The sequence below is a fragment of the Pseudomonas sp. Xaverov 83 genome (assembly GCF_019352905.1).
Lineage (GTDB): Bacteria > Pseudomonadota > Gammaproteobacteria > Pseudomonadales > Pseudomonadaceae > Aquipseudomonas > Aquipseudomonas yamanorum.
Genome location: NZ_JAAAFU010000016.1, coordinates 21,295 through 39,473 on the forward strand (window position 1 = coordinate 21,295; position 18,179 = coordinate 39,473).

Annotated in this window: 17 protein-coding genes and 1 riboswitch; of the genes, 8 read left to right on the plus strand and 9 right to left on the minus strand. The window is 62.6% G+C overall.

Annotated features, from left to right (window positions below; all coding sequences use genetic code 11):
• The first annotated feature begins 69 nt into the window (after nucleotides 1-69).
• Nucleotides 70-969, plus strand: coding sequence for a transcriptional regulator GcvA (gene gcvA, locus K0H47_RS07160; RefSeq protein WP_201142612.1), 900 nt, complete (start codon nucleotides 70-72; stop codon nucleotides 967-969).
• 15 nt (nucleotides 970-984) lie between these two features.
• Here gcvA and K0H47_RS07165 read toward each other — a convergent pair whose 3' ends face one another.
• On the minus strand, nucleotides 985-1,983 hold the full coding sequence (locus K0H47_RS07165) for an NAD(P)H-quinone oxidoreductase (RefSeq protein WP_093208619.1): 999 nt from the start codon (nucleotides 1,981-1,983) through the stop codon (nucleotides 985-987).
• A 177-nt stretch (nucleotides 1,984-2,160) separates the two neighbouring features.
• On the opposite strand from K0H47_RS07165, the gene K0H47_RS07170 reads away from it, so the two are divergent.
• Nucleotides 2,161-3,036, plus strand: coding sequence for a LysR family transcriptional regulator (locus tag K0H47_RS07170; RefSeq protein WP_219272278.1), 876 nt, complete (start codon nucleotides 2,161-2,163; stop codon nucleotides 3,034-3,036).
• Between the two features lie 108 nt (nucleotides 3,037-3,144).
• Nucleotides 3,145-3,561 carry a DoxX family protein gene (locus K0H47_RS07175; protein ID WP_201142610.1) on the plus strand — a complete coding sequence of 139 codons (417 nt, stop codon included), beginning with the start codon at nucleotides 3,145-3,147 and terminating at the stop codon, nucleotides 3,559-3,561.
• Between the two features lie 60 nt (nucleotides 3,562-3,621).
• On the opposite strand, the gene K0H47_RS07180 is transcribed toward K0H47_RS07175, so the two are convergent.
• From K0H47_RS07180 to K0H47_RS07190, 3 genes are all read right to left on the minus strand, one after another.
• Nucleotides 3,622-4,440, minus strand: coding sequence for an alpha/beta fold hydrolase (locus tag K0H47_RS07180; protein WP_093208634.1), 819 nt, complete (start codon nucleotides 4,438-4,440; stop codon nucleotides 3,622-3,624).
• A gap of 87 nt (nucleotides 4,441-4,527) precedes the next feature.
• The gene (locus K0H47_RS07185) at nucleotides 4,528-5,919 is read right to left on the minus strand and encodes an alginate export family protein (protein ID WP_219272280.1); all 1,392 of its coding nucleotides are present in this window, start codon (nucleotides 5,917-5,919) and stop codon (nucleotides 4,528-4,530) included.
• A complete protein-coding gene (locus K0H47_RS07190) occupies nucleotides 5,916-6,812 on the minus strand; it encodes a VOC family protein (RefSeq protein ID WP_093208641.1) in 897 nt (298 codons plus the stop codon). Before K0H47_RS07190 ends, K0H47_RS07185 begins: the two co-directional genes overlap by 4 nt.
• 150 nt (nucleotides 6,813-6,962) lie before the next feature.
• Between K0H47_RS07190 and K0H47_RS07195 the strand changes: the two genes are divergently transcribed.
• Nucleotides 6,963-8,030, plus strand: a complete 1,068-nt coding sequence (locus K0H47_RS07195; protein WP_063029106.1) for an NAD(P)-dependent alcohol dehydrogenase — start codon at nucleotides 6,963-6,965, stop codon at nucleotides 8,028-8,030.
• 135 nt (nucleotides 8,031-8,165) lie between these two features.
• Here K0H47_RS07195 and mntP read toward each other — a convergent pair whose 3' ends face one another.
• From mntP to K0H47_RS07215, 4 genes are all read right to left on the minus strand, one after another.
• Nucleotides 8,166-8,729 carry a manganese efflux pump MntP gene (gene mntP, locus K0H47_RS07200; protein WP_063029108.1) on the minus strand — a complete coding sequence of 188 codons (564 nt, stop codon included), beginning with the start codon at nucleotides 8,727-8,729 and terminating at the stop codon, nucleotides 8,166-8,168.
• 10 nt (nucleotides 8,730-8,739) lie between these two features.
• Nucleotides 8,740-8,906, minus strand: a riboswitch (yybP-ykoY riboswitch).
• Nucleotides 8,907-8,947: 41 nt separating this feature from the next.
• On the minus strand, nucleotides 8,948-9,730 hold the full coding sequence (gene scpB, locus K0H47_RS07205) for a methylmalonyl-CoA decarboxylase (protein ID WP_063029110.1): 783 nt from the start codon (nucleotides 9,728-9,730) through the stop codon (nucleotides 8,948-8,950).
• Nucleotides 9,727-10,950: a CaiB/BaiF CoA-transferase family protein gene (locus tag K0H47_RS07210; RefSeq protein ID WP_219272281.1), complete on the minus strand. Its 1,224-nt coding sequence runs from the start codon at nucleotides 10,948-10,950 to the stop codon at nucleotides 9,727-9,729. The genes scpB and K0H47_RS07210 overlap by 4 nt, the downstream gene beginning before the upstream one ends.
• 18 nt (nucleotides 10,951-10,968) lie before the next feature.
• The gene (locus K0H47_RS07215) at nucleotides 10,969-12,270 is read right to left on the minus strand and encodes an MFS transporter (RefSeq protein ID WP_017475349.1); all 1,302 of its coding nucleotides are present in this window, start codon (nucleotides 12,268-12,270) and stop codon (nucleotides 10,969-10,971) included.
• Between the two features lie 160 nt (nucleotides 12,271-12,430).
• Between K0H47_RS07215 and K0H47_RS07220 the strand changes: the two genes are divergently transcribed.
• Nucleotides 12,431-13,345, plus strand: a complete 915-nt coding sequence (locus K0H47_RS07220) for a LysR substrate-binding domain-containing protein (RefSeq protein WP_017475348.1) — start codon at nucleotides 12,431-12,433, stop codon at nucleotides 13,343-13,345.
• Between the two features lie 25 nt (nucleotides 13,346-13,370).
• On the opposite strand, the gene K0H47_RS07225 is transcribed toward K0H47_RS07220, so the two are convergent.
• Nucleotides 13,371-13,943 carry a LuxR C-terminal-related transcriptional regulator gene (locus K0H47_RS07225; RefSeq protein WP_063029114.1) on the minus strand — a complete coding sequence of 191 codons (573 nt, stop codon included), beginning with the start codon at nucleotides 13,941-13,943 and terminating at the stop codon, nucleotides 13,371-13,373.
• Nucleotides 13,944-14,073: 130 nt separating this feature from the next.
• On the opposite strand from K0H47_RS07225, the gene K0H47_RS07230 reads away from it, so the two are divergent.
• From K0H47_RS07230 to K0H47_RS07240, 3 genes are read left to right on the plus strand one after another with little or no spacing between them, the layout of a single operon-like run.
• Entirely contained in the window at nucleotides 14,074-15,252 is a 1,179-nt protein-coding gene (locus tag K0H47_RS07230; protein ID WP_017475346.1) for an acetyl-CoA acetyltransferase, read from the plus strand.
• Between the two features lies 1 nt (nucleotide 15,253).
• Nucleotides 15,254-16,786, plus strand: coding sequence for a class I adenylate-forming enzyme family protein (locus K0H47_RS07235; RefSeq protein WP_177071468.1), 1,533 nt, complete (start codon nucleotides 15,254-15,256; stop codon nucleotides 16,784-16,786).
• 42 nt (nucleotides 16,787-16,828) lie between these two features.
• On the plus strand, nucleotides 16,829-18,169 hold the full coding sequence (locus K0H47_RS07240) for an MFS transporter (protein WP_063029118.1): 1,341 nt from the start codon (nucleotides 16,829-16,831) through the stop codon (nucleotides 18,167-18,169).
• Nucleotides 18,170-18,179: the final 10 nt, after the last annotated feature.

Here is an 18,179-nt window from a genome sequence, read left to right on the forward strand (position 1 = left end):
ATTACTTTATCGGGGCATCCATCCCTGCAATATCGATCTTTTTTATCACGAAAGGTTAGCCGCGCTTACATGAACGCTTTCCCACCCCTGGCCGCACTGCGTAGTTTCGAAGCCACTTCCAGGCTCGGGAGCGTGACCCTGGCCGCCAAGGAATTGCACGTCACCCACTCGGCGATCAGCCAGCAGATCAAGGCGCTGGAGGAGATGGTCGGCCTTACCCTGTTTGTGCGTGAAGGTCGCGGGCTGCGTGTCAGCGAGGATGGCCGCTTGTACGCGCTGCAAATCCGCCAGGCGTTGGCGGACATCGAGCACGCCACCCGGACAATCCAGGCCCAGCCGAAAATGGGCGAACTGGTGGTAGCCGTCATCCCCTCGTTTGCCCGCGCCTGGTTGATCCCCAGGCTGCCGGCGTTTCAGCAGCGTTACCCGGACATCAACATCCGCCTGCAAGCCAGCCTGACGGTTTCCAACCTGCATCAGGAGTCGGTGGATATCGGCATTCGCATGGGCAAAGGCGATTGGGAGGGGGTGGAACAGGCGTTACTGTTTCATGACGAAGTGGTGGTAGTCGCGGCGCCGCACTTCAATGGCGGGCAACTGCCGCGCACGCCCGCGCAGATCATCGCGAGCCGGATTATTCACAGCACCGAATCCTGGTTGCCCTGGTGCCAGGCGGCGGGTGTGGAAATGGCTGTGGAGCGCCAAGGCCTGTGCAGCAACGATTCGAACCTGGTGCTGGAGGCGGTGCGGCTGGGGCAGGGCATCGCGCTGGATCGGCGCAGCCTGGTGCAGGACGCCATTGGGCGCGGTGAGTTAGTGCAGTTGAGTGAAATCACCGCACCGTACCCTTATCCGTATTGGCTGGTGTGGCCGCCGCGGGAGCGTGCGGCGAACAAGCAGCGAGAGTTTTCCGAGTGGTTGTTCGCCGAGGCGCAAGCGTATCAGGCCCTGTTGAAACCCCAGGCCTGACCCGCAGCGTTTTTTTCAGTCCACCCGCAACACAATCTTGCCGATATGGTCACCACCTTCCATCCGCGCATGGGCCTTCGCGGCGTCGGTATAGGCATACACCTCATCGATCATCGGCAGGCAACGCCCGGCCGACAGCACCGGCCACACGTGTTCGCGCAGCTGTGCGGCAATCGCGGCTTTTTCTTCCCGGGTGCGCGAGCGCAGCAACGAGCCGGTCACGATCGCGCGTTTGCCGAGGATCGCCAGCAGGTCGATGTCCTTGGCGCGTGCGCCGCCCAGGAAGCCCAGCATCACCAGCCGACCCTCCATGGCCAGGGCGCTGATGTTGTTGTTCAGGTAGGAGCCACCCATGATGTCGAGGATCACGTTGACGCCCTCGCCAGCGGTTTTGTCAGCGATGACCTGGGCGAAATCCTGTTCCCGGTAGTTGATCGGTTCGGCCCCCAGTTCGCGGATGGTGGCGCATTTTTCTGCACTGCCGGCGGTGGCGAAGGCTTCGATACCAAACTCGCGGCACAGCATCAGCGCGGTGGTGCCGATGCCGCTGGTGCCGCCGTGGATCAGTACGCGCTGGTCTTTATGCGCGCCGCCGATGCCGAACAGGTTGGCCCACACAGTGAAGAAGGTCTCCGGAATCGCTGCCGCCTGAATCCAGTCCAGACCATCGGGAACCGGCAAGGTCTGGCTGGCGGGTACCGCGCAGTACTGTGCATACCCGCCGCCATTGGTCAGGGCGCAGACCTTGTCGCCCAATGCGTACTCGTTGACGCCTTCGCCCAGCGCGACCACCACACCGGCCACTTCCAGCCCGGGGAACGGGCTCATGCCGGGTTTCATCGGGTAGGTGCCGGCGCGTTGCAGGGCGTCCGGGCGATTGACGCCGGCGGCGTGCACGCGGATCAGTACTTCGCCGGGGCCGGCAACAGGCATGGGCTCCTGGCGCGGTTGCAGAACCTCGGGGCCGCCGGGGCTAGTGATTTCGATCAGGGTCATTTCGTGGGGCAGATTCATTTGAGCGCACCTGTAGCAATGAACGTATGGGTTGGGACCGCGCCCGGTACCGGGCGGTTCAGCAGGCTGGCGATCCGGAGGATTTTCTCTGGCGCCCAGCATATCCGGGATAAGTGATGCAATAATGCTGCGATTACACGTCACAGTGATGCATAGATGCATCAAAAGGGGGAAATCATGAACTGGGACGATGCCCGGGTATTTCTCGCGGTGTGCCGCGAGTCCACATTACGCGGTGCCGCGCGGGTGCTGGGGGTGGATCAAGCCACCGTGGGGCGGCGGGTCAATGCCCTGGAAAAGTCGTTGAACGCGACGTTGTTTTTGCGCACCTCCGAAGGCTATGCGCTGACAGCCGTGGGTGAGGCCGCCTTGCAATCAGTGGAGAAAATGGAGCGTTCGGCCATTGACCTGGAACGTCAGGTCCAGGGCCTGGACGACCGTCTGACCGGCACCGTGCGGGTGACCACCACCGACTCCCTGGCCATCGACTTCTTGATCCCGGCCATCGCCCGGCTGCACGACGCGCGCCCTGACGTGCGGGTGCAGATGGACGCTTCGACCCAGATCCTGAGCCTGGCCAAGCGCGAAGCCGACATCGCCGTGCGCAACACTCGCCCGGACAACCCCGACCTTATCGCCCGGCGCATCGCCCGCTGGCCGGTGGGGCTATTTGCCTCGCAGGCGTATATCGACCGCCACGGCGCACCGCAGCCTGGCAGCCTGTTCGAAGGACACGATCTGGTGGTGTACCAGCCACACCTGCAAAGCCAAAAAGACCTGACCCTGGTCTCCGAGCCGCTGGGGCGCGGGCGCATCGTTGCGGCCATGAGTTCCAGCCTGCTGGTGCGCCGGTCCATCGCTGCGGGCCTGGGCATCGGTGAAATTCCGCTGATTACCGGCGAGCGGGACGGTCTGGTGCGGCTGTGGCCGGACCGTACGCGGCCGTTACCCTACGATGTGTGGCTGGTGACCCATGCCGACCTGCGGCACACCGCGCGGGTGCGGGTGGTGATCGATGAGATCGTCGCCGGGTTTGCCGACACGGGTGAGTAAGGTCCCAGGTCAGCACAACGCTGCAATTTCCGAGGCGTCCGTGGCCGCACAATCGGCTCCGGTTCCGGCGTAAAAACGTCGGTAAAACGTCACGGGAACAGGTCGCTTATGAACGCATTACTACGGGATGACGGAGCACGGGATTTAGGGCTGCTGTTTTTGCGAGTCAGCGGGGGCTTGTTCCTGCTGTGGGTCCATGGCCTGCCCAAGCTGCTGGATTATGGTGAACAGTTGAAGGTGATCGAGGATCCCTTCCACCTGGGGGCGAGCGTGACACTGTTGCTGGCGATTTTCGCCGAAGTGCTGTGCCCGCTGTTGATCATCGCCGGGGTGCTGGTGCGCCTGGCCTGCCTGCCGATCCTGAGTGTGCTGCTGATCGCCATGCTGGTGGTGCATCCGCAATGGACACTGCTCGAAGGGCAGTTTGGCTGGCTGCTGTTGATCATTTTCACCAGCATCCTGATTGCCGGGCCCGGGCGAATAGCATTCAACCAGCGGTGGGTCGGCGCCCTGCGTTACGCCTGAATAAAAAAGGCCGGGTGCAAGCCCGGCCAAAAGGAGGTGTAGCAGCGTGATGCAGTCGGTTCAGCGTTTCAGGAACGCCAGCAGGTCTGCGTTCAAGGCTTCGGCGTGGGTGACCGCGAAGCCGTGTGGCGCATCCTTGTACACTTTCAATTCGGCGCCCTTGATCATCTCGGCGGCCACCTTGCCGGTGGTTTCGAACGGTACGATCTGATCGCCGTCTCCGTGGATGACCAGCGTCGGTACGTCGATCTTGGCCATGTCTGGACGGAAGTCGGTTTCCGAGAACGCAGTGACGCAATCCACGGTGGACTTGAGCGAGGCGAGCAGGGCGATCTGCAAGCTCTGGGTCAGTACACCGTCGGAGACTTTCTGGCCCTTGTTGATGCCGAAGAACGGTGTGTTGAAGTCGGAAATGAACTGCGCGCGGTCCTTCAGCAGGCCGGCCTTGATGCCGTCGAATACATCCTTGGGAACACCTTGCGGGTAGTCGGGTTTCTGGCCGAACAGCGGCGTCACCGCCCCCAGCAACACCAGGCCGGCGACGCGCGCGCTGCCATGGCGCGCGATATAGCGGGCGACGTCGCCACCGCCCATGGAAAAGCCCACCAGCGTCACGTCCTGCAGGTCCAGATGGTTGATCAGTTCGGCGATATCGTCGGCGAAGGTGTCGTAGTCGTTACCGGTCCAGGGTTGGTCCGAGCGGCCAAAACCACGGCGGTCAAACGCGATGGTGCGGTAGCCGCGGCTGCTCAGGTACTCCATCTGGTATTCCCACATGTCGGCGTCCAGCGGCCAGCCATGGCTGAACAGCACGGGTTTACCGCTGCCCCAGTCCTTGAAGTAGATTTCGGTGCCGTCTTTGGTGAGTAAAGTGCTCATGGAAACTCCTTGGGTGAGTACGAAGGCAAAGGCTGACTATTGTCGAACAGGCGCAGGCAGCGCTTGTACGGGTGTGCTTGGTTGGGGTTACCAGCTGAACTTGAGTTCCACCCCCAGGTAATTGCTGTCATGGCCGCCCGCATCCCGCAGCGTTTGGCCGACCGCGTAGTGCACGGCCTCGACGGCGCCGGTGAGGTTGGGGGTAAAACCATAGTCGGTGCGAACTTGAGCGTAGGCGCCGGTCCAGCGTTCACCTTGGCCTGCGGTGCCGGCAACCGGCAGGTTGGGCTGAGTGTAGACCGCGTCTGCGGTGGTTTGCCGCCAGAGCAGGCCTACGGCGGTCTGAACGCTGAGCTTGGCGATGGGCTTGACGGTGATCGACGGCTTGACGTGAATCAGGTTGCTGTAGCCCGTATAACCCGCGAGGGAAAAGTAGTAGCCATTGGGGAACAGCGGGTTGAACGTCCCCACCGTGCCGTCACCGGCGTGGCGGTCGCCCGAGGCGATATCCATCTGCAGCCCCAGGCGCGGTGTCCAGGCCAGGCTGTCGAAGGTGTAGCCCACGCGGCTGCCGCCACCCCAGGCGCGAATATCCTTGTGGCCCACTGAGCCACCTTGCAGCATGGCTTCAATGTCCCAATCGAACCCCAGGGCTGCGCCCCCCAGCCGGGCGTCGAACAGCTGGCGTTTCTCATCGCCGTCGCCGTCCAGATAGTGGGCATCGCTGCGTTCATACACCCCGTAATAGGCCGACAGCTCATTTTTGCCACCTACCAGCCGCTCGACCCGCAGCATGTGAAACTGCGCGTCAGCGTTGGATTTATCGTCGAAGTGCCGCTCGTCCTGGTACTGCACCGGGTGGCTGGCGATCCCGATAAAACGCCAGTTCGAGGTTTCCCAGTCAGCCCATAGCGCATCAAAGGACTGGCGCACATTCGGTCCGTCCCGTGAAGAAATAAAGCGCTGCAAGTCGAAGGCAAAGTCCTGCCGACCGACGCGGCCCTTGAACGTACCGGCACTGAAGGTGTTGATGTATTCGGCAAAGGCCAGGCGCAGGTCGACGCGGTTCTGGTCGGCGCCGCCGATCGTCGTCTTGTCATAGGCCCGCGCATCCTCCAACTGGGTGAACACCCGCCAGTTTTCATCCAGGTGCAGGTCGGCGTGTATCTGGAGACGCTGGATCAGGTACTGGTCACGGGCCACGTTCTTCGCGCCGAAACCGGCGGCGTCGTTCATCTCGAAGCGCTCACGCAAGGTCGCGCCCAGGGACAGGTAAGTGAACGGGTTGGCACTGGACAGCGGGATGTATTTCAGGCTGTCCAGGGGTTGGGTGCGCAGCGTCGGGTCCTTGAGCACGGACCAGTCTTCCTGCCAGCGGTTGGCTTTGATGTCCGGCCGCGTCGGTTGATCATCAGCGTGGGCGCTGCCGGCCAGCAACGGCCACAGCACCGCCAGGCCCCAGCCTGTGCCGCGGATCATTTTGCGCCGCTGAGCTGGTGAATCTCCGCGACGTAACCGCCCGGGAATTCCACCAGCGCGCTGCGCCGGCCCTTAGTGTCAAACGCAGGCACCAGCACCTTGGCGCCGGAACCAGTGGCTTTGCCCAGCGTGTCGGTCAGGTCGGCCACTTGGTAGCCGGTGGTTTCATGGCCGAAGGGGTAGGGCAGTTGGCCGTTGGTGACCAGCACCGCCATGCGTCCGAACGGCGACTCGATGTCAACGCGGCGATAGCTGCCGCTGGCCTGGCCGATATCCACCGCCGGGGCATGCTTGTCATCGGCCAGGACCTTGCCGTGGGAAAACCCGACGAAAGACTTGATGAACGTGTCGGCGCGGTCGTTGGAGACATACACACGGTTCTCCGGAACGGTCTGGAACGCCGCGTAATCCGGGGCCTTGGTGTGCCAGTAGAGCTGCATATTCACGCCGCCTGGCCACTGGATTACCGCATCACGGCCGATGGGGTCGGGAAAATCACTGACAATCACCGCCGCGCCGTTTTCCCGGGCAGCCTTGAGTGCAACGTCCATGTCCTTGACCAGGTAGCCGTTGCGCTCCTGGCCGAACGGATGCGGGACAGGTGTGGTGAAGCCGAACAGCGACACCGTGCCCGCCGGTGTCTGCAGGAGTTGCGAGGTGGTGCTGCTGGGCACCGGCAGTACATTCACCACCACCTGGGGCGTGCTTTTTCCGCCGAATGTGGCGAGGAAACTCTGGGCAAAACGGTCCACGTCAGCCGGGGCGACGTAGACGTGACTGGTGTCGTATTGCGGCGCCACGGCCACATTCGGTGTTGCCGCCAACGCGCTGCCCATCATCTGCGCGCCCAACAGCGTCAAGGCCAGGGATATCGTCGTCACTTTCTTGCACATGCCCATTCTCCAGCACTTTTCAGCGTGATCGAAAAGTCGCCAGCTTAGGGGCCGGGCTGCCGTGCGGATTGTATGGGCGTGCTCGGTTGAACGGTTCAGCGTCTATGCTGGTCAACTGACTTCAACCGTCTGAACAAACAGGTGAACGAAATGGCCAAGACTTACAGCTACGCCGCTCGTGACTCCAAGGACTCACTCAAACCCTTCACATTCGAACGTCGCGCCCCCGGGGCCGACGACGTGCAAATCGACATCCTCTACTGCGGCGTCTGCCACTCGGACCTGCACACCGTGCGCGACGAATGGCACAACACCTTGTACCCATCGGTGCCGGGCCATGAAATCGTTGGCCGAGTGACCGCCGTGGGCGCCAATGTCAGCAAGTTCAAGGTGGGCGATTTGGCCGGCGTCGGCTGCATGGTCGACAGTTGCCAACACTGCGAATCCTGCGCCGAGGGCGAAGAGCAGTACTGTGAAAACGGCTTCACCGGCACTTACAACGGCCCGGTGTTTGGCGGCGAAAACACCTTCGGCGGCTACTCGGACAATATCGTGGTCAAGGAGAAGTTCGTCCTGCGCATCTCCCACGACGAGAGCAACCTGGCGGCGGTCGCGCCGCTGCTGTGTGCAGGCATTACCACCTACTCACCGCTGCACCACTGGAAGGTCGGGCCGGGCAAGCGCGTCGGCGTCGTCGGCCTGGGTGGCCTGGGGCATATGGCGGTGAAAATCGCCCACGCCATGGGCGCCTACGTGGTGCTGTTCACGACCTCGCCGAACAAGCGCGAAGACGGCCTGCGCCTGGGAGCCGACGAAGTAGTGGTGTCGAAGAACCCGGATGAAATGGCCAAGGTTGCCAACTCCCTGGACTTCATCCTCAACACCGTGGCCGCGTCCCACAACCTCGATGCCTTCCTCAACCTGCTCAAGCGCGACGGCACCATGACCCTGGTAGGCGCGCCGGACAGCCCACACCCGTCACCGACTGTGTTCAACCTGATCTTCAAGCGCCGCAGCCTGGCCGGATCGTTGATCGGCGGCATCCAGGAAACCCAGGACATGCTGGATTTCTGCGCCAGGCACGGGATCGTCTCGGACATTGAGATGATCGACATCCAGAGCATCAATGAAGCCTACGAGCGCATGCTCAAGGGCGATGTGAAGTATCGGTTTGTGATCGACATCGAGAGTTTGAAGAAAGAAAAACACGCGGCCTGAAATACGCTCCATAAGTTCCAGTAGATCCAGTGTGGGAGCTGGCTTGCCTGCGATGGCGGTGTACCCGTCAACATCGTTGCTGACTGACACTCCGCTATCGCAGGCAAGCCAGCTCCCACATTTGTTATGCGTCGGTCAGACCGACAGGTGCTCATACAAAATCGTCGCACCCACCAGCATCAGCACCACGCCGCCGACCATCTCGGCGCGCTTGCCCACCACAGTCCCCAACACCCGGCCGAGCATCATGCCGATGGTCACCATGGTCATGGTCGCCAAGCCGATCGCCGCAGCGGCCACCAGAATATTCACGTCAACAAACGCCAGGCCCACACCGACCGCCAGGGCATCAATGCTGGTGGCAAACGCCGTCACGGCAAGAATCATGAACGAGTGCTGGCTCGGTTTCTCTTCTTCTGGATCATCGGCCTTCAAGCCGTTGTAGATCATGTGCAGGCCCAAGGCTACCAGCAGGGTAAAGGCGATCCAGTGGTCCCACTGTTCCACCCAGCGGGTGGCGGCCTGGCCGATAGCCCAGCCGATGATCGGCGTGATGGCTTCAATCACACCAAAGATCAGGCCGGCCCGCAGGGCTTCGGTCAAACGGGGTTTGTGCAGGCTGGAACCTTTGCCGATGGCCGCCGCAAAGGCGTCCGTGGACATGGCAAGGGCGAGAAGGATGAGGGAAATGGGGTTCACGGTAAGACTTCCAGTCGGGCTATATGAGTCAACGACACAACCACACGCCCGACTTTAGGCATGGATGTGTCGCTGGTCTCACCAACCAAAATGGTGTTCGCACCACGGCATGTTGCCGAGAATGTTGATACGAACGCTTCGAGAATCCGAAGCAGGCTACTCCCCAACGAGGTGGCGGATCATAGCCGCGCAAACATGAAAATTTTGTTAATAACGCTTCAGCGCCCCTCAAACACCGGCGGTCGCCGTTCGGCAAACGCCGCCAACCCTTCGCCGAAGTCGGCACTCTCGCAGGCCTGGCGTCGCAGTTCGGCGATCTGCTCCATGGCCTGTACCGGCATCGGTTGCAGGTCTTCGAGGATACGCAGTTGCTCCTTCACTGCCTGGATTGCCAACGGTGCCTTGGCGGCGATGCCCCGGGCTATCTCCAGGGCGGTGGCTTCCAGGGCGTCGGTGGCCACTAAGCGGTTGATCACGCCGAAGCGTTCGGCGCGTTCGGCGTCGAGCTTCTGGGCGCAGAAGAACATTTCCTTGAGCACGTGAATCGGCAGGTTGTTGAAGAACCGCAGCAGGCCGCTGGTGGTGTAGGGCAGGCCGATATTGGCCGGGGTCATGGCGAAGCTGGCGCTGTGGTCGGCGACCACCATATCGCAGCTCATGGCCAGGTCCACGGCGCCGCCCCAGGCTGAGCCCGAGATCGCCGCGATCACCACGCCGGGGTAGGCGCGGATGCGCCGCAGCACTTGCTCCAGCGGCTTGCCGTAGGCCACCGGGTCGCGGTCGTGCGCCACTTCGCCGATGTCGTGGCCGGCGCTCCACACCGAATGGCCAACCTCAGCGCCGAGGATCACCACGCCGACGCCCTGGGCGGCGAGGGCGACCAGGCTTTCGTCGAGACCGTTGAGCAGTTGCGCGCTGAGGGCATTGCGCTGGCTGGGGTTGCTGAACACCAGGCGGGCGATGCGCTTGTCGAGCAGTGTGAGGGAAACGTTGACGGTCATGGTGCGACTCCTGTGGCGTGTTCGGGGTGCGTGGCTTGCAAGATGACATGGGACTTGAGCAAGGCCTGGATCGAGGCCGGGTCGAAACCGGCTTGCTGGAGGATTTCGACACTGTGCTCCCCAAGCAGCGGCGGGGGTCGTTGCAGCTCGGTCGGCGCGGCGTCGCTGAAGATCGGCGTGACGACCTGGCGCAACGCACCCAGGTTGGGATGGTTCAGGGTGCGGGTCAACTGGCTGTGCAGCACCTGCGGGTCGGCGAACACTTCGTCGAGGGTGTTGATCGGGCCGGCAGGCAATCCGGCGGCAATAAAGCGTTCGGTCCAGTCACGCTTGCCGCGGGTTTTCAGGCGGGTTTCCAGGATCGCTTTCAACTCATCCCGGCGTTCCACCCGGGCTTCGTTGCTGGCGAAGCGCGGGTCGTCCGGCAGCTCGGGCAGGTCCAGCAACACGCACAACCGGCCCCACATCGCCGAGGTGATCGGCGCCAGGTTCAACGGGCCATCCAGGGTCTGGAACACGCCGTAGGGTGCAATCACCGCATGGGCATTACCGGTGCGCCGAGGCACATCGCCCAGGCTCAGGTAACGCTGGCCGTGCACACTCAGCAGGCCCACCAGGCTGGCCAGCAGCGACGTGTTGACGTGCTGGCCGCGCCCGGTGCGCTCGCGTTCCAGCAGTGCCGCCAGCACCGCACTCACCAGCCACATGCCCGAAGTCAGGTCACCGATGGCGGTGCCGGTACGGGTCGGATCGCCCTCGTTGAAACCCGTCAGGCTCATCAGCCCGGAATAGCCTTGGGCAATCTGGTCGAACCCCGGCCAACTGCTCATCGGCCCGTCGCTGCCAAACGCATTGATGCTGCCCAGGATCAACCGTGGATTTCGCGTGCTGAGCACCTCATAACCCAGGCCCATGCTCTCCAGGGTGCCGGGCTTGAAGTTCTCGATGACCACGTCGGCGTCGTCGATCAACTGCTGGATCGTGTCCAGGCCCTTGGGGTTGCGAAAGTCCACGCACAGGCCGCGCTTGTTGCGGTTGCACGAGAGGTAGTAGGTGCTGGTACCCCGGTCGAACGGGCCCCAGGTCCGGCTCATGTCCCCGGCCGGCCCGGGCTCTACCTTGATCACATCGGCGCCCAGATCCGCCAGCACCATGGTGCAGAACGGTCCCGAGAGGGCGCGGCTGAGGTCGATGATCTTGATGCCTTGCAACGCTTGCATGGGCTTCTCCAGTCGGGGTTATTGCGGCAATGTCTGATGACGGGTTTCGACGGCAAACGGCAGGATCAGCACGCCCAGTACAAAGGCTGCGGCGGTCCAGGCAATCGGCGCGCCGATGGAGCCATACCAATGAATGGCGGCGGCCAGCAGGAAGTTGACGCCGGCGCCGATGAAACGCCCCACCGACGCGTTGAAGGCAAATGCGGTGGCGCGGATCCGGGTGGGATATTGTTCCGGCAACCACAGGGAAAAGATCGCGAAATTGCCGCCGAAAAAGCCGAGGAAGACCAGCGACACCATGAACAGGTGCAGGCCATCGTCCAGGTAAAACACCCAGCCAAAAGCAAAGATGATCGACGCCGCCATGCCGCTGAAATAAATCCCCAGGGCCATTCGCCGACCGAGTTGTTCGGCCAACCAGGGCGCCACCAGGCAACCGAGAATGGTGCTCAGGGACAGCACCGCCGCGCCAATCGACGCCAGGTGCACGGCGCCCACGTGGTCGATACCGGCGCGGGTCGCCAGGGTGACCACGGCGGTGGCTTCATACACGGAACCGGCCCATAGACCGACAATTGCCACCCCGACCAAGGCCGAGCTGGTCAAGGTGCGACGGCGAAAGGCCGGGGCGAAAATTTCCCACCAGGGCGCAGATGCACCTGCCTTGGGTGTGCTGCGCACGGCTTGCGGCTCCTTGACCTTCAGCGCGGTGTAGATCGCCACGACCGCCGGAAACAGCCCGCACAAGAACATCACACGCCAGCCGTAAGTGGCGCCGACGGTGTAATTGAGCAGCGCGGCGATGAAAAAGCCCAGGTAGTAACCGGTTTGCAGATACCCGGCGCCCATCTTGCGCCGGTCCTCGGGCCAGCTCTCGGCCACGTAGGTGCCCGCCAGCGCCCACTCACCGCCGACGCCAATCCCGGCGATCAAGCGGAAAATCGCCAGTTGCCAGATGTTGTCGGAGAAGGCCGCCGCACCGGTAAAAATCGAGTACACCAGGATGCTCGCGGCCAGCACCTTGACCCGTCCGAAGCGGTCGGCCAGCGGGCCCCAGATAAACGACAGGCCCCAGCCCACCAGGAACAGGCCGAACATGATCGAGCCATACATGGCGATGTTCGCCGCTGTGGGGGCGAGCCCGGAATTGGGCAGCAACTCGGTCAGGGCGGGAATCAGCACCAGGGCGAAGATCACCGAATCCACACCATCCAGGACCCAGCCCAGGTACACCGCCCAGAAGCCACGAATCTGCTCGCGGGACAGCGGTGTTTTGTGGGGTTTTACCCTCGTTGCCGATGCGGTTAACGCTTTGGACATGACGACCTCCCATTGACCCTGATCGGGCCTATAGAAGCGCGGCGAGGCGCTTCGTTTATTGTGAAATCAATCTATGCCGGTCCTACATAAGCAACAAATATGAAATTCCTTTGGTCCCATCGGATTTTTATATAGAGTCGATTTTTTTGGGGAGGCTCCCATGGACCTGCGCCAGTTGCGCTACTTCGTCAAAGTGGTCGAGTGCGCCAACATCACCCGCGCCAGCGAGGCGCTGCACATTGCCCAGCCCGCCATCAGCCAGCAGATGCGTAACCTGGAGCGGGACATGGACATGCAACTGCTCGAGCGCAGCGTGCAGGGCGTGGTGCCCACCGCCGCGGGCCAGACGTTGTACCGGCATGCCATCGAGCTGTTGCGCCAGGCCGACGGCACCCGCGAACTGCTGCGCCAGGACGCCGAATATCCCCAGGGCAAGGTCTCGGTCGGCATGCCATCGAGTACCGCACGGATGCTCGCGATTCCCCTGGCACGCACCATCCGCAGCCGCTATCCGGGGATCAAGCTGGAACTGATCGACGCTCCCAGCGCCGACCTGGGTGGGCTGATTACCGTGGGGCGGGTGGCGATGGCGGTGATTGTCGACGGGGTGCCGACCCGGAGCGTGGCGTCCCGACGCTTGCTCACCGAAACCCTGTACCTGGTGGCGTGGCCGGAGTTTGCCCTGGCGGACATGCCCGTCAGCATCGAGGCGCTGGCGAACATGCCGCTGGTGCTGCCGTGTGCACCCAACACCATTCGCAGCCGTGTCGAGGCCGCCATGCAGGAAGCCGGGTTGCCGTTTGAGGTGGAGTTCGAAGCCAACTCCACCAACCTGTTGTTCTCGGCGGTGCAGGCGCGGTTGGGGGTGACGATTTTGCCGTGGGCGGCGGCCCATGTTGAGCTGGAGCAGCAGCAACTCAAGCTGGCGCGGATCGATCACCGGTTGTTCACCCGTGAACTGTCCCTGTGCTGGCCGGACACGGCGGTGCAGAGCAACGCGGTGCAGAAAGTCAGGGAGACGATCCTGGAGTTGTTCGAGGAGTTTGAACGCCAGCCGGTGTGGGCGGCGGGGTAATCCTCTGTGGTTCAAGCCAGGTGCTTCAGCCCACCCGGATAATTTTCGATACCAGCTCGACAATGGTCTTCGCCTGCAACTTTTTCATCAGGCGTGCCCGGTGAACCTCCACGGTGCGGTGGGAGATACCCAGGCGCTGGGCGATTTCCTTGGACTTGAGCCCGTTGACGATGTGCATGGCGATTTCCCGCTCCCGGGGCGTCAGGTCGTCCGTGCCCTGGTGGGTACGGTTGAGGCGCTCGAAGTGCCAGACCATCAGCTTGAAAGGGTCGTGCGGGGTCAAAGTGTAGCCGTGGGACCTGGCCCAAAACACTTCGCCGCTGTGGTGCTGCATGAAGCGCTCATCGGAGTAGGAGCCGTTCTTGCTGTCGAGCAACCAGTCATGGCTGCGCTTGCCGATGGCGTGATAGTCGGCCTGGGAGGGGTAGATCAACAGGGTCAACTGGTTGAGCAGTGCTTCACGCGGGTAGCCGAACAGCTGCAGGAAGGCTTCGTTGCAATCGAGTATCACCCGGTGGCTGGTGATCAGCTGTGGGGCCGGGGACACTCTGAACGCCAGGCGTTCGATGTCTTGGAGTTGGTGTGCGAAAACGCTCATCGGGCATCCTGCCTCAGGGGGTATCCGGCCCACGCTACTTATCCATGTAAGTAGTTGCACGAACTGGCAAGGGGGCTGTTCGGTGGGTCATTCTAAGGAATGTCCGCACCAAGCACAGAAGAAAATACACATGCCCGTTGATTGCGTTTCGATTGTTGCCGCCGGCCACTCACGGTTTGGCCGCCTGGAAGGCTCTACCCTGGAAGACTTGATCGTTCAGGTCACCCGCGAAGCCCTGGCGGATGCCGCCCTTGATGCGTCGGAAATCGACGCGTTGTTTCTCGGGCATTTCAACGCGGGGATGGTGCCCGACGGTTTCGCCGCCTCGTTGCTGCTGCAAGCCGACCCGGGATTTCGTTTCACGCCTGCCAGCCGTTGTGAAAATGCCTGCGCATCCGGTTCGGCAGCGATTCAGGCGGGGGTCAATGCCATCCTGTCCGGCAGCGCCGAACTGGTGCTGGTGGTGGGAGCCGAAAAGATGACCCACAACACCACCGCGCAGGTGACCCACGCGCTGGCCGGTGCCGGCTATCAGAATGATCCGGCCGAGGCGGGCCTGAGTTTTCCGCAACTGTTCGGCATGGCGGCCCGCCAATACGCCGAGCGCTACCATTGCCCGCTGTCATCCATGGCGGCCATCGCCACCAAGAACCACTCCAATGCCATGGCCAATCCCTTGGCGCAGATGCACCGGGTGATGGATTTCGAATACTGCAACAACGTCTCCCAGGGCAATCCGCTGGTGGCGCCGTCGTTGCGCCTGACGGACTGCTCGCTGATCAGCGACGGCGCCGCGGCCATTATCCTGGCCTCGCCCCAGCGGGCCCGGGCGTTTCGTCGTGATGTGCAGATCAGGGCAATGACCCAGGTGAACGACTTTCTGCCGATCGCCCAGCGCGACATCCTGGCGTTTGAGGGCCCGCAGCGGGCGATCCACTCGGCGTTGCGTGGGGCCAATGTAACCCTGGCAGACCTGAGTTTTGCCGAGGTGCATGACTGCTTTACCATCGCCGAGTTGCTGATCTACGAAGCCATGGGCCTTGCGCCCAAGGGCGAAGGGCATCGTGCCCTGGATAACGGCTCCGTGCGGGCGGGAGGGCGTTTGCCGGTGAACCTGTCCGGCGGGCTCAAGGCCAAGGGGCATCCGGTTGGCGCCACGGGCGTGTCGATGCATGCCCTGGCATTTCGGCAACTGACGGGGGAGGCAATCGGCCTGTCGGTGCCCAATCCCGAGTTCGGCCTGGTGTTCAACATGGGCGGCATGGCCGTGGCCAACTACGCCTCGGTGCTGCAAGCACGGCGGTACTGAGATGAATATTGCCAACTGGCTGCACGACACCCAACGCCGTGATCCGCAACGACCTGCGTTGTTCGAAGGGACTCGCCAGGTGGCGGACTACGCGACCTTCGCGGCACGGGTGCGGCAACGCGCTGCCGCCTTGGTCGACCAGCACGGCCTGGTGCCCGGCGATCATGTGGCGCTGCTGATGAAGAATTGCTGCGAGTACCTGGAACTGCTCTACGCCATCTGGTGGATCGGCGGTGTAGCAGTGCCGATCAACAGCAAATTGCACCCGGCGGAAGCGGCCTGGATTACCGATAACGCCCAGGCGCGATTGATCTTTACCGACGGCGGCCAGGTGTTTGCGCACGGGGCTTTGCCTGAAGGCTGTATCGAGTGGGATGGGCGTGTCTTGCCGACCGCGTTCGCCGGCCCGGCGCTGGATCAGCCTTGCCGCCGCGCGGATCAGGACCTGGCGTGGCTGTTCTACACCTCCGGCACCACCGGGCGTTCCAAGGGGGTGATGCTGTGTCACGGCAATCTGATTGCCATGTCGCTGTGTTACCCCACGGATGTTGACCCGGTCAGCGGCGATGACGCGGTGGTGTACGCCGCGCCGATGTCCCATGGCGCCGGGCTCTACAACTTTATCCATGTGCGCTGCGGTGCACGGCACGTGGTCCCTGAGTCCCGTGGTTTCGACGCTGGCGAGTTGTTCGGGCTGGCTGCCGGACTGGGCAATGTCTCGCTGTTTGCCGCGCCCACCATGGTCAAGCGGATGGTGGAACAGGCGCGGCGCGAGGGCTATGGCGGGGAAGGGATCAAGACCGTCGTCTACGGTGGTGGCCCGATGTACCTGGCGGACCTGCAAGAGGCCGTCGACACCTTCGGCCCGCGCCTGGTGCAGATCTACGGCCAGGGCGAAACCCCGATGACCATCAGCGTGCTGTCCCGCGCACTGATCGCCGAACGGCAGCGCCCGGACTGGGCGACCCTGGCGGCCTCCGTTGGCCAGGCGCAGTCCTGTATGGAAATCCGCATCCTGGACGCCGATCACCAGCCCCTGCCGGCGGGGCAGCGCGGTGAAATTGCCGTGCGTGGCGCGACCGTCATGCAGGGTTACTGGCGCAACGAAGCGGCCTCCCGCCAGGCCCTGGTGGATGGCTGGCTCTTGACCGGCGACATCGGTTTTCTCGATTCGGCCGGCTACCTGACCCTCACGGATCGCTCCAAGGACGTCATCATTACCGGTGGCAGCAACGTCTACCCCCGTGAAGTGGAAGAGGTTTTGGCCCAGCATCCCGATGTGTTTGAAGTGTGCGTGGTGGGCGAGCCCGATGCGCAGTGGGGCGAGTCGGTGGTTGCTTTTGTGGTGACCCGCGGCGCGCAAACCCTCGATGAAAAGCTACTGGGTGCCTGGTTTATCGAGCGCATGGCTTCGTTCAAAAAGCCCAGGAAATACGTGTTTCGCGACGAGCTTCCCAAGAACAGTTACGGCAAAATCCTCAAGACCGACTTGCGGGCGTGGCTGAAACAGCAGAGCATCACCGCCGCTCACTGACCCCGCTTTTCATGGATAGACATCAGACAAGGAGTCCCATCGATGGGCATTCAACAGCAAGACACGGCCCGCAAGCGGCGCCGTGCGTTTCTCGGTGCCACTTCCGGTCACTTGATCGAGTGGTACGACTACGGCGTCTACGGCTTTCTGGCGGTCTACATCGGCCAGGCGTTTTTTGTCTCCGACGACCCCACCACCAGCCTGCTGGCGAGCTTTGCGGCATTTGCCCTGAGCTTCTTCATCCGGCCTCTGGGCGGGCTGTTTTTCGGCCCGCTGGCGGACAAGATCGGTCGACGCAAAACCCTGATCATGGCCCTGGTGATGATGACCGGCTCGACCTGCCTGCTGGGGCTGTTGCCGACTTACGCAACCCTGGGCATCGCCGCGCCGGTGTTGCTGATCCTGGTGCGTTGCGTGCAGGGCTTCTCGGCCGGCGGCGAGATTGGCACTGTCACCAGCTTTATCTCTGAATACGCCGGTCCCGGCCGCCGCGGGTTTGCCACTTGCTGGCTGATGGTCACGGCGGTGCTCGGCCTGTTGCTCGGCGGTGCGGTCGCCAATGGCATGACCTGGATCCTGGGCGCCGATTTGATGCAGGAATGGGCATGGCGCATTCCCTTTCTGATCGCCGCGCCACTGGGCATGATCTCCATGTACATCCGCTTGAAGCTGGAAGACAGCCCCGAGTTTCTGGCCCTGCAACGCGCCGGTGAAACCTCCAAGGCGCCCCTGCGTGAAGTCTGGCAGTGGAAGCGGGCGATCGCCCTGGTGTTCTTCATCATCACCCTGCACAGCTCGATCTTTTACCTCGTGCTGACCTTCGCCTCGACCTACATGTCGAAAATCCTCAAGTTCGACAGCGGCACCACTTTGCTCTACGTCTTCGTCGCCAGCTTCTCGGCGGCATTCGTGATGCCGTTTGGTGGTGCCTTCACCGACAAATACGGGCGCAAACCGTTCTTGCTGGTGATCGGCACGCTGGCCACCCTGGCCATGTTCTGGATGTTCAAATCGGCGCCCACGGCCACGCCGGCCTCGTTCTTCTGGCCGCTGATGGCGGTGGCGATTCTGTTCGGGCTGTATGCCTCGTCGACGTACGCGTTGATGAGCGAGCTGTTGCCCACGCGCATTCGCTCCACCGGGATCGCGGTGGCGTACAACATCCCGGTGGCGGTGTTCGGCGGCAGTGCGCCGCTGATCTCCACCTGGCTGATCAAGGTCACCGGCGACATCACGTCACCCTGGTACTTTTATGTGGCGACCGGGGCGGTGTCGTTGATTGCTTTGTTGGTGCTGCGCAAAGAGGATTTTGTCGCCAGCGGCAGTCCAGTCGCAGTCCCCAGTGTTGCGTCGGCAACACTGGGGATGGCACCTACACCCTGAGGCCTCGGCA

Bases quoted from the DNA above. Each gene is read 5' to 3' on its own strand.
- gcvA (WP_201142612.1), top strand. From the start codon at position 70: ATGAACGCTTTCCCACCCCTGGCCGCACTGCGTAGTTTCGAAGCCACT.
- K0H47_RS07165 (WP_093208619.1), bottom strand. From the start codon at position 1,983: ATGAATCTGCCCCACGAAATGACCCTGATCGAAATCACTAGCCCCGGC.
- K0H47_RS07170 (WP_219272278.1), top strand. From the start codon at position 2,161: ATGAACTGGGACGATGCCCGGGTATTTCTCGCGGTGTGCCGCGAGTCC.
- K0H47_RS07175 (WP_201142610.1), top strand. From the start codon at position 3,145: ATGAACGCATTACTACGGGATGACGGAGCACGGGATTTAGGGCTGCTG.
- K0H47_RS07180 (WP_093208634.1), bottom strand. From the start codon at position 4,440: ATGAGCACTTTACTCACCAAAGACGGCACCGAAATCTACTTCAAGGAC.
- K0H47_RS07185 (WP_219272280.1), bottom strand. From the start codon at position 5,919: ATGATCCGCGGCACAGGCTGGGGCCTGGCGGTGCTGTGGCCGTTGCTG.
- K0H47_RS07190 (WP_093208641.1), bottom strand. From the start codon at position 6,812: ATGTGCAAGAAAGTGACGACGATATCCCTGGCCTTGACGCTGTTGGGC.
- K0H47_RS07195 (WP_063029106.1), top strand. From the start codon at position 6,963: ATGGCCAAGACTTACAGCTACGCCGCTCGTGACTCCAAGGACTCACTC.
- scpB (WP_063029110.1), bottom strand. From the start codon at position 9,730: ATGACCGTCAACGTTTCCCTCACACTGCTCGACAAGCGCATCGCCCGC.
- K0H47_RS07210 (WP_219272281.1), bottom strand. From the start codon at position 10,950: ATGCAAGCGTTGCAAGGCATCAAGATCATCGACCTCAGCCGCGCCCTC.
- K0H47_RS07215 (WP_017475349.1), bottom strand. From the start codon at position 12,270: ATGTCCAAAGCGTTAACCGCATCGGCAACGAGGGTAAAACCCCACAAA.
- K0H47_RS07220 (WP_017475348.1), top strand. From the start codon at position 12,431: ATGGACCTGCGCCAGTTGCGCTACTTCGTCAAAGTGGTCGAGTGCGCC.
- K0H47_RS07225 (WP_063029114.1), bottom strand. From the start codon at position 13,943: ATGAGCGTTTTCGCACACCAACTCCAAGACATCGAACGCCTGGCGTTC.
- K0H47_RS07230 (WP_017475346.1), top strand. From the start codon at position 14,074: ATGCCCGTTGATTGCGTTTCGATTGTTGCCGCCGGCCACTCACGGTTT.
- K0H47_RS07235 (WP_177071468.1), top strand. From the start codon at position 15,254: ATGAATATTGCCAACTGGCTGCACGACACCCAACGCCGTGATCCGCAA.
- K0H47_RS07240 (WP_063029118.1), top strand. From the start codon at position 16,829: ATGGGCATTCAACAGCAAGACACGGCCCGCAAGCGGCGCCGTGCGTTT.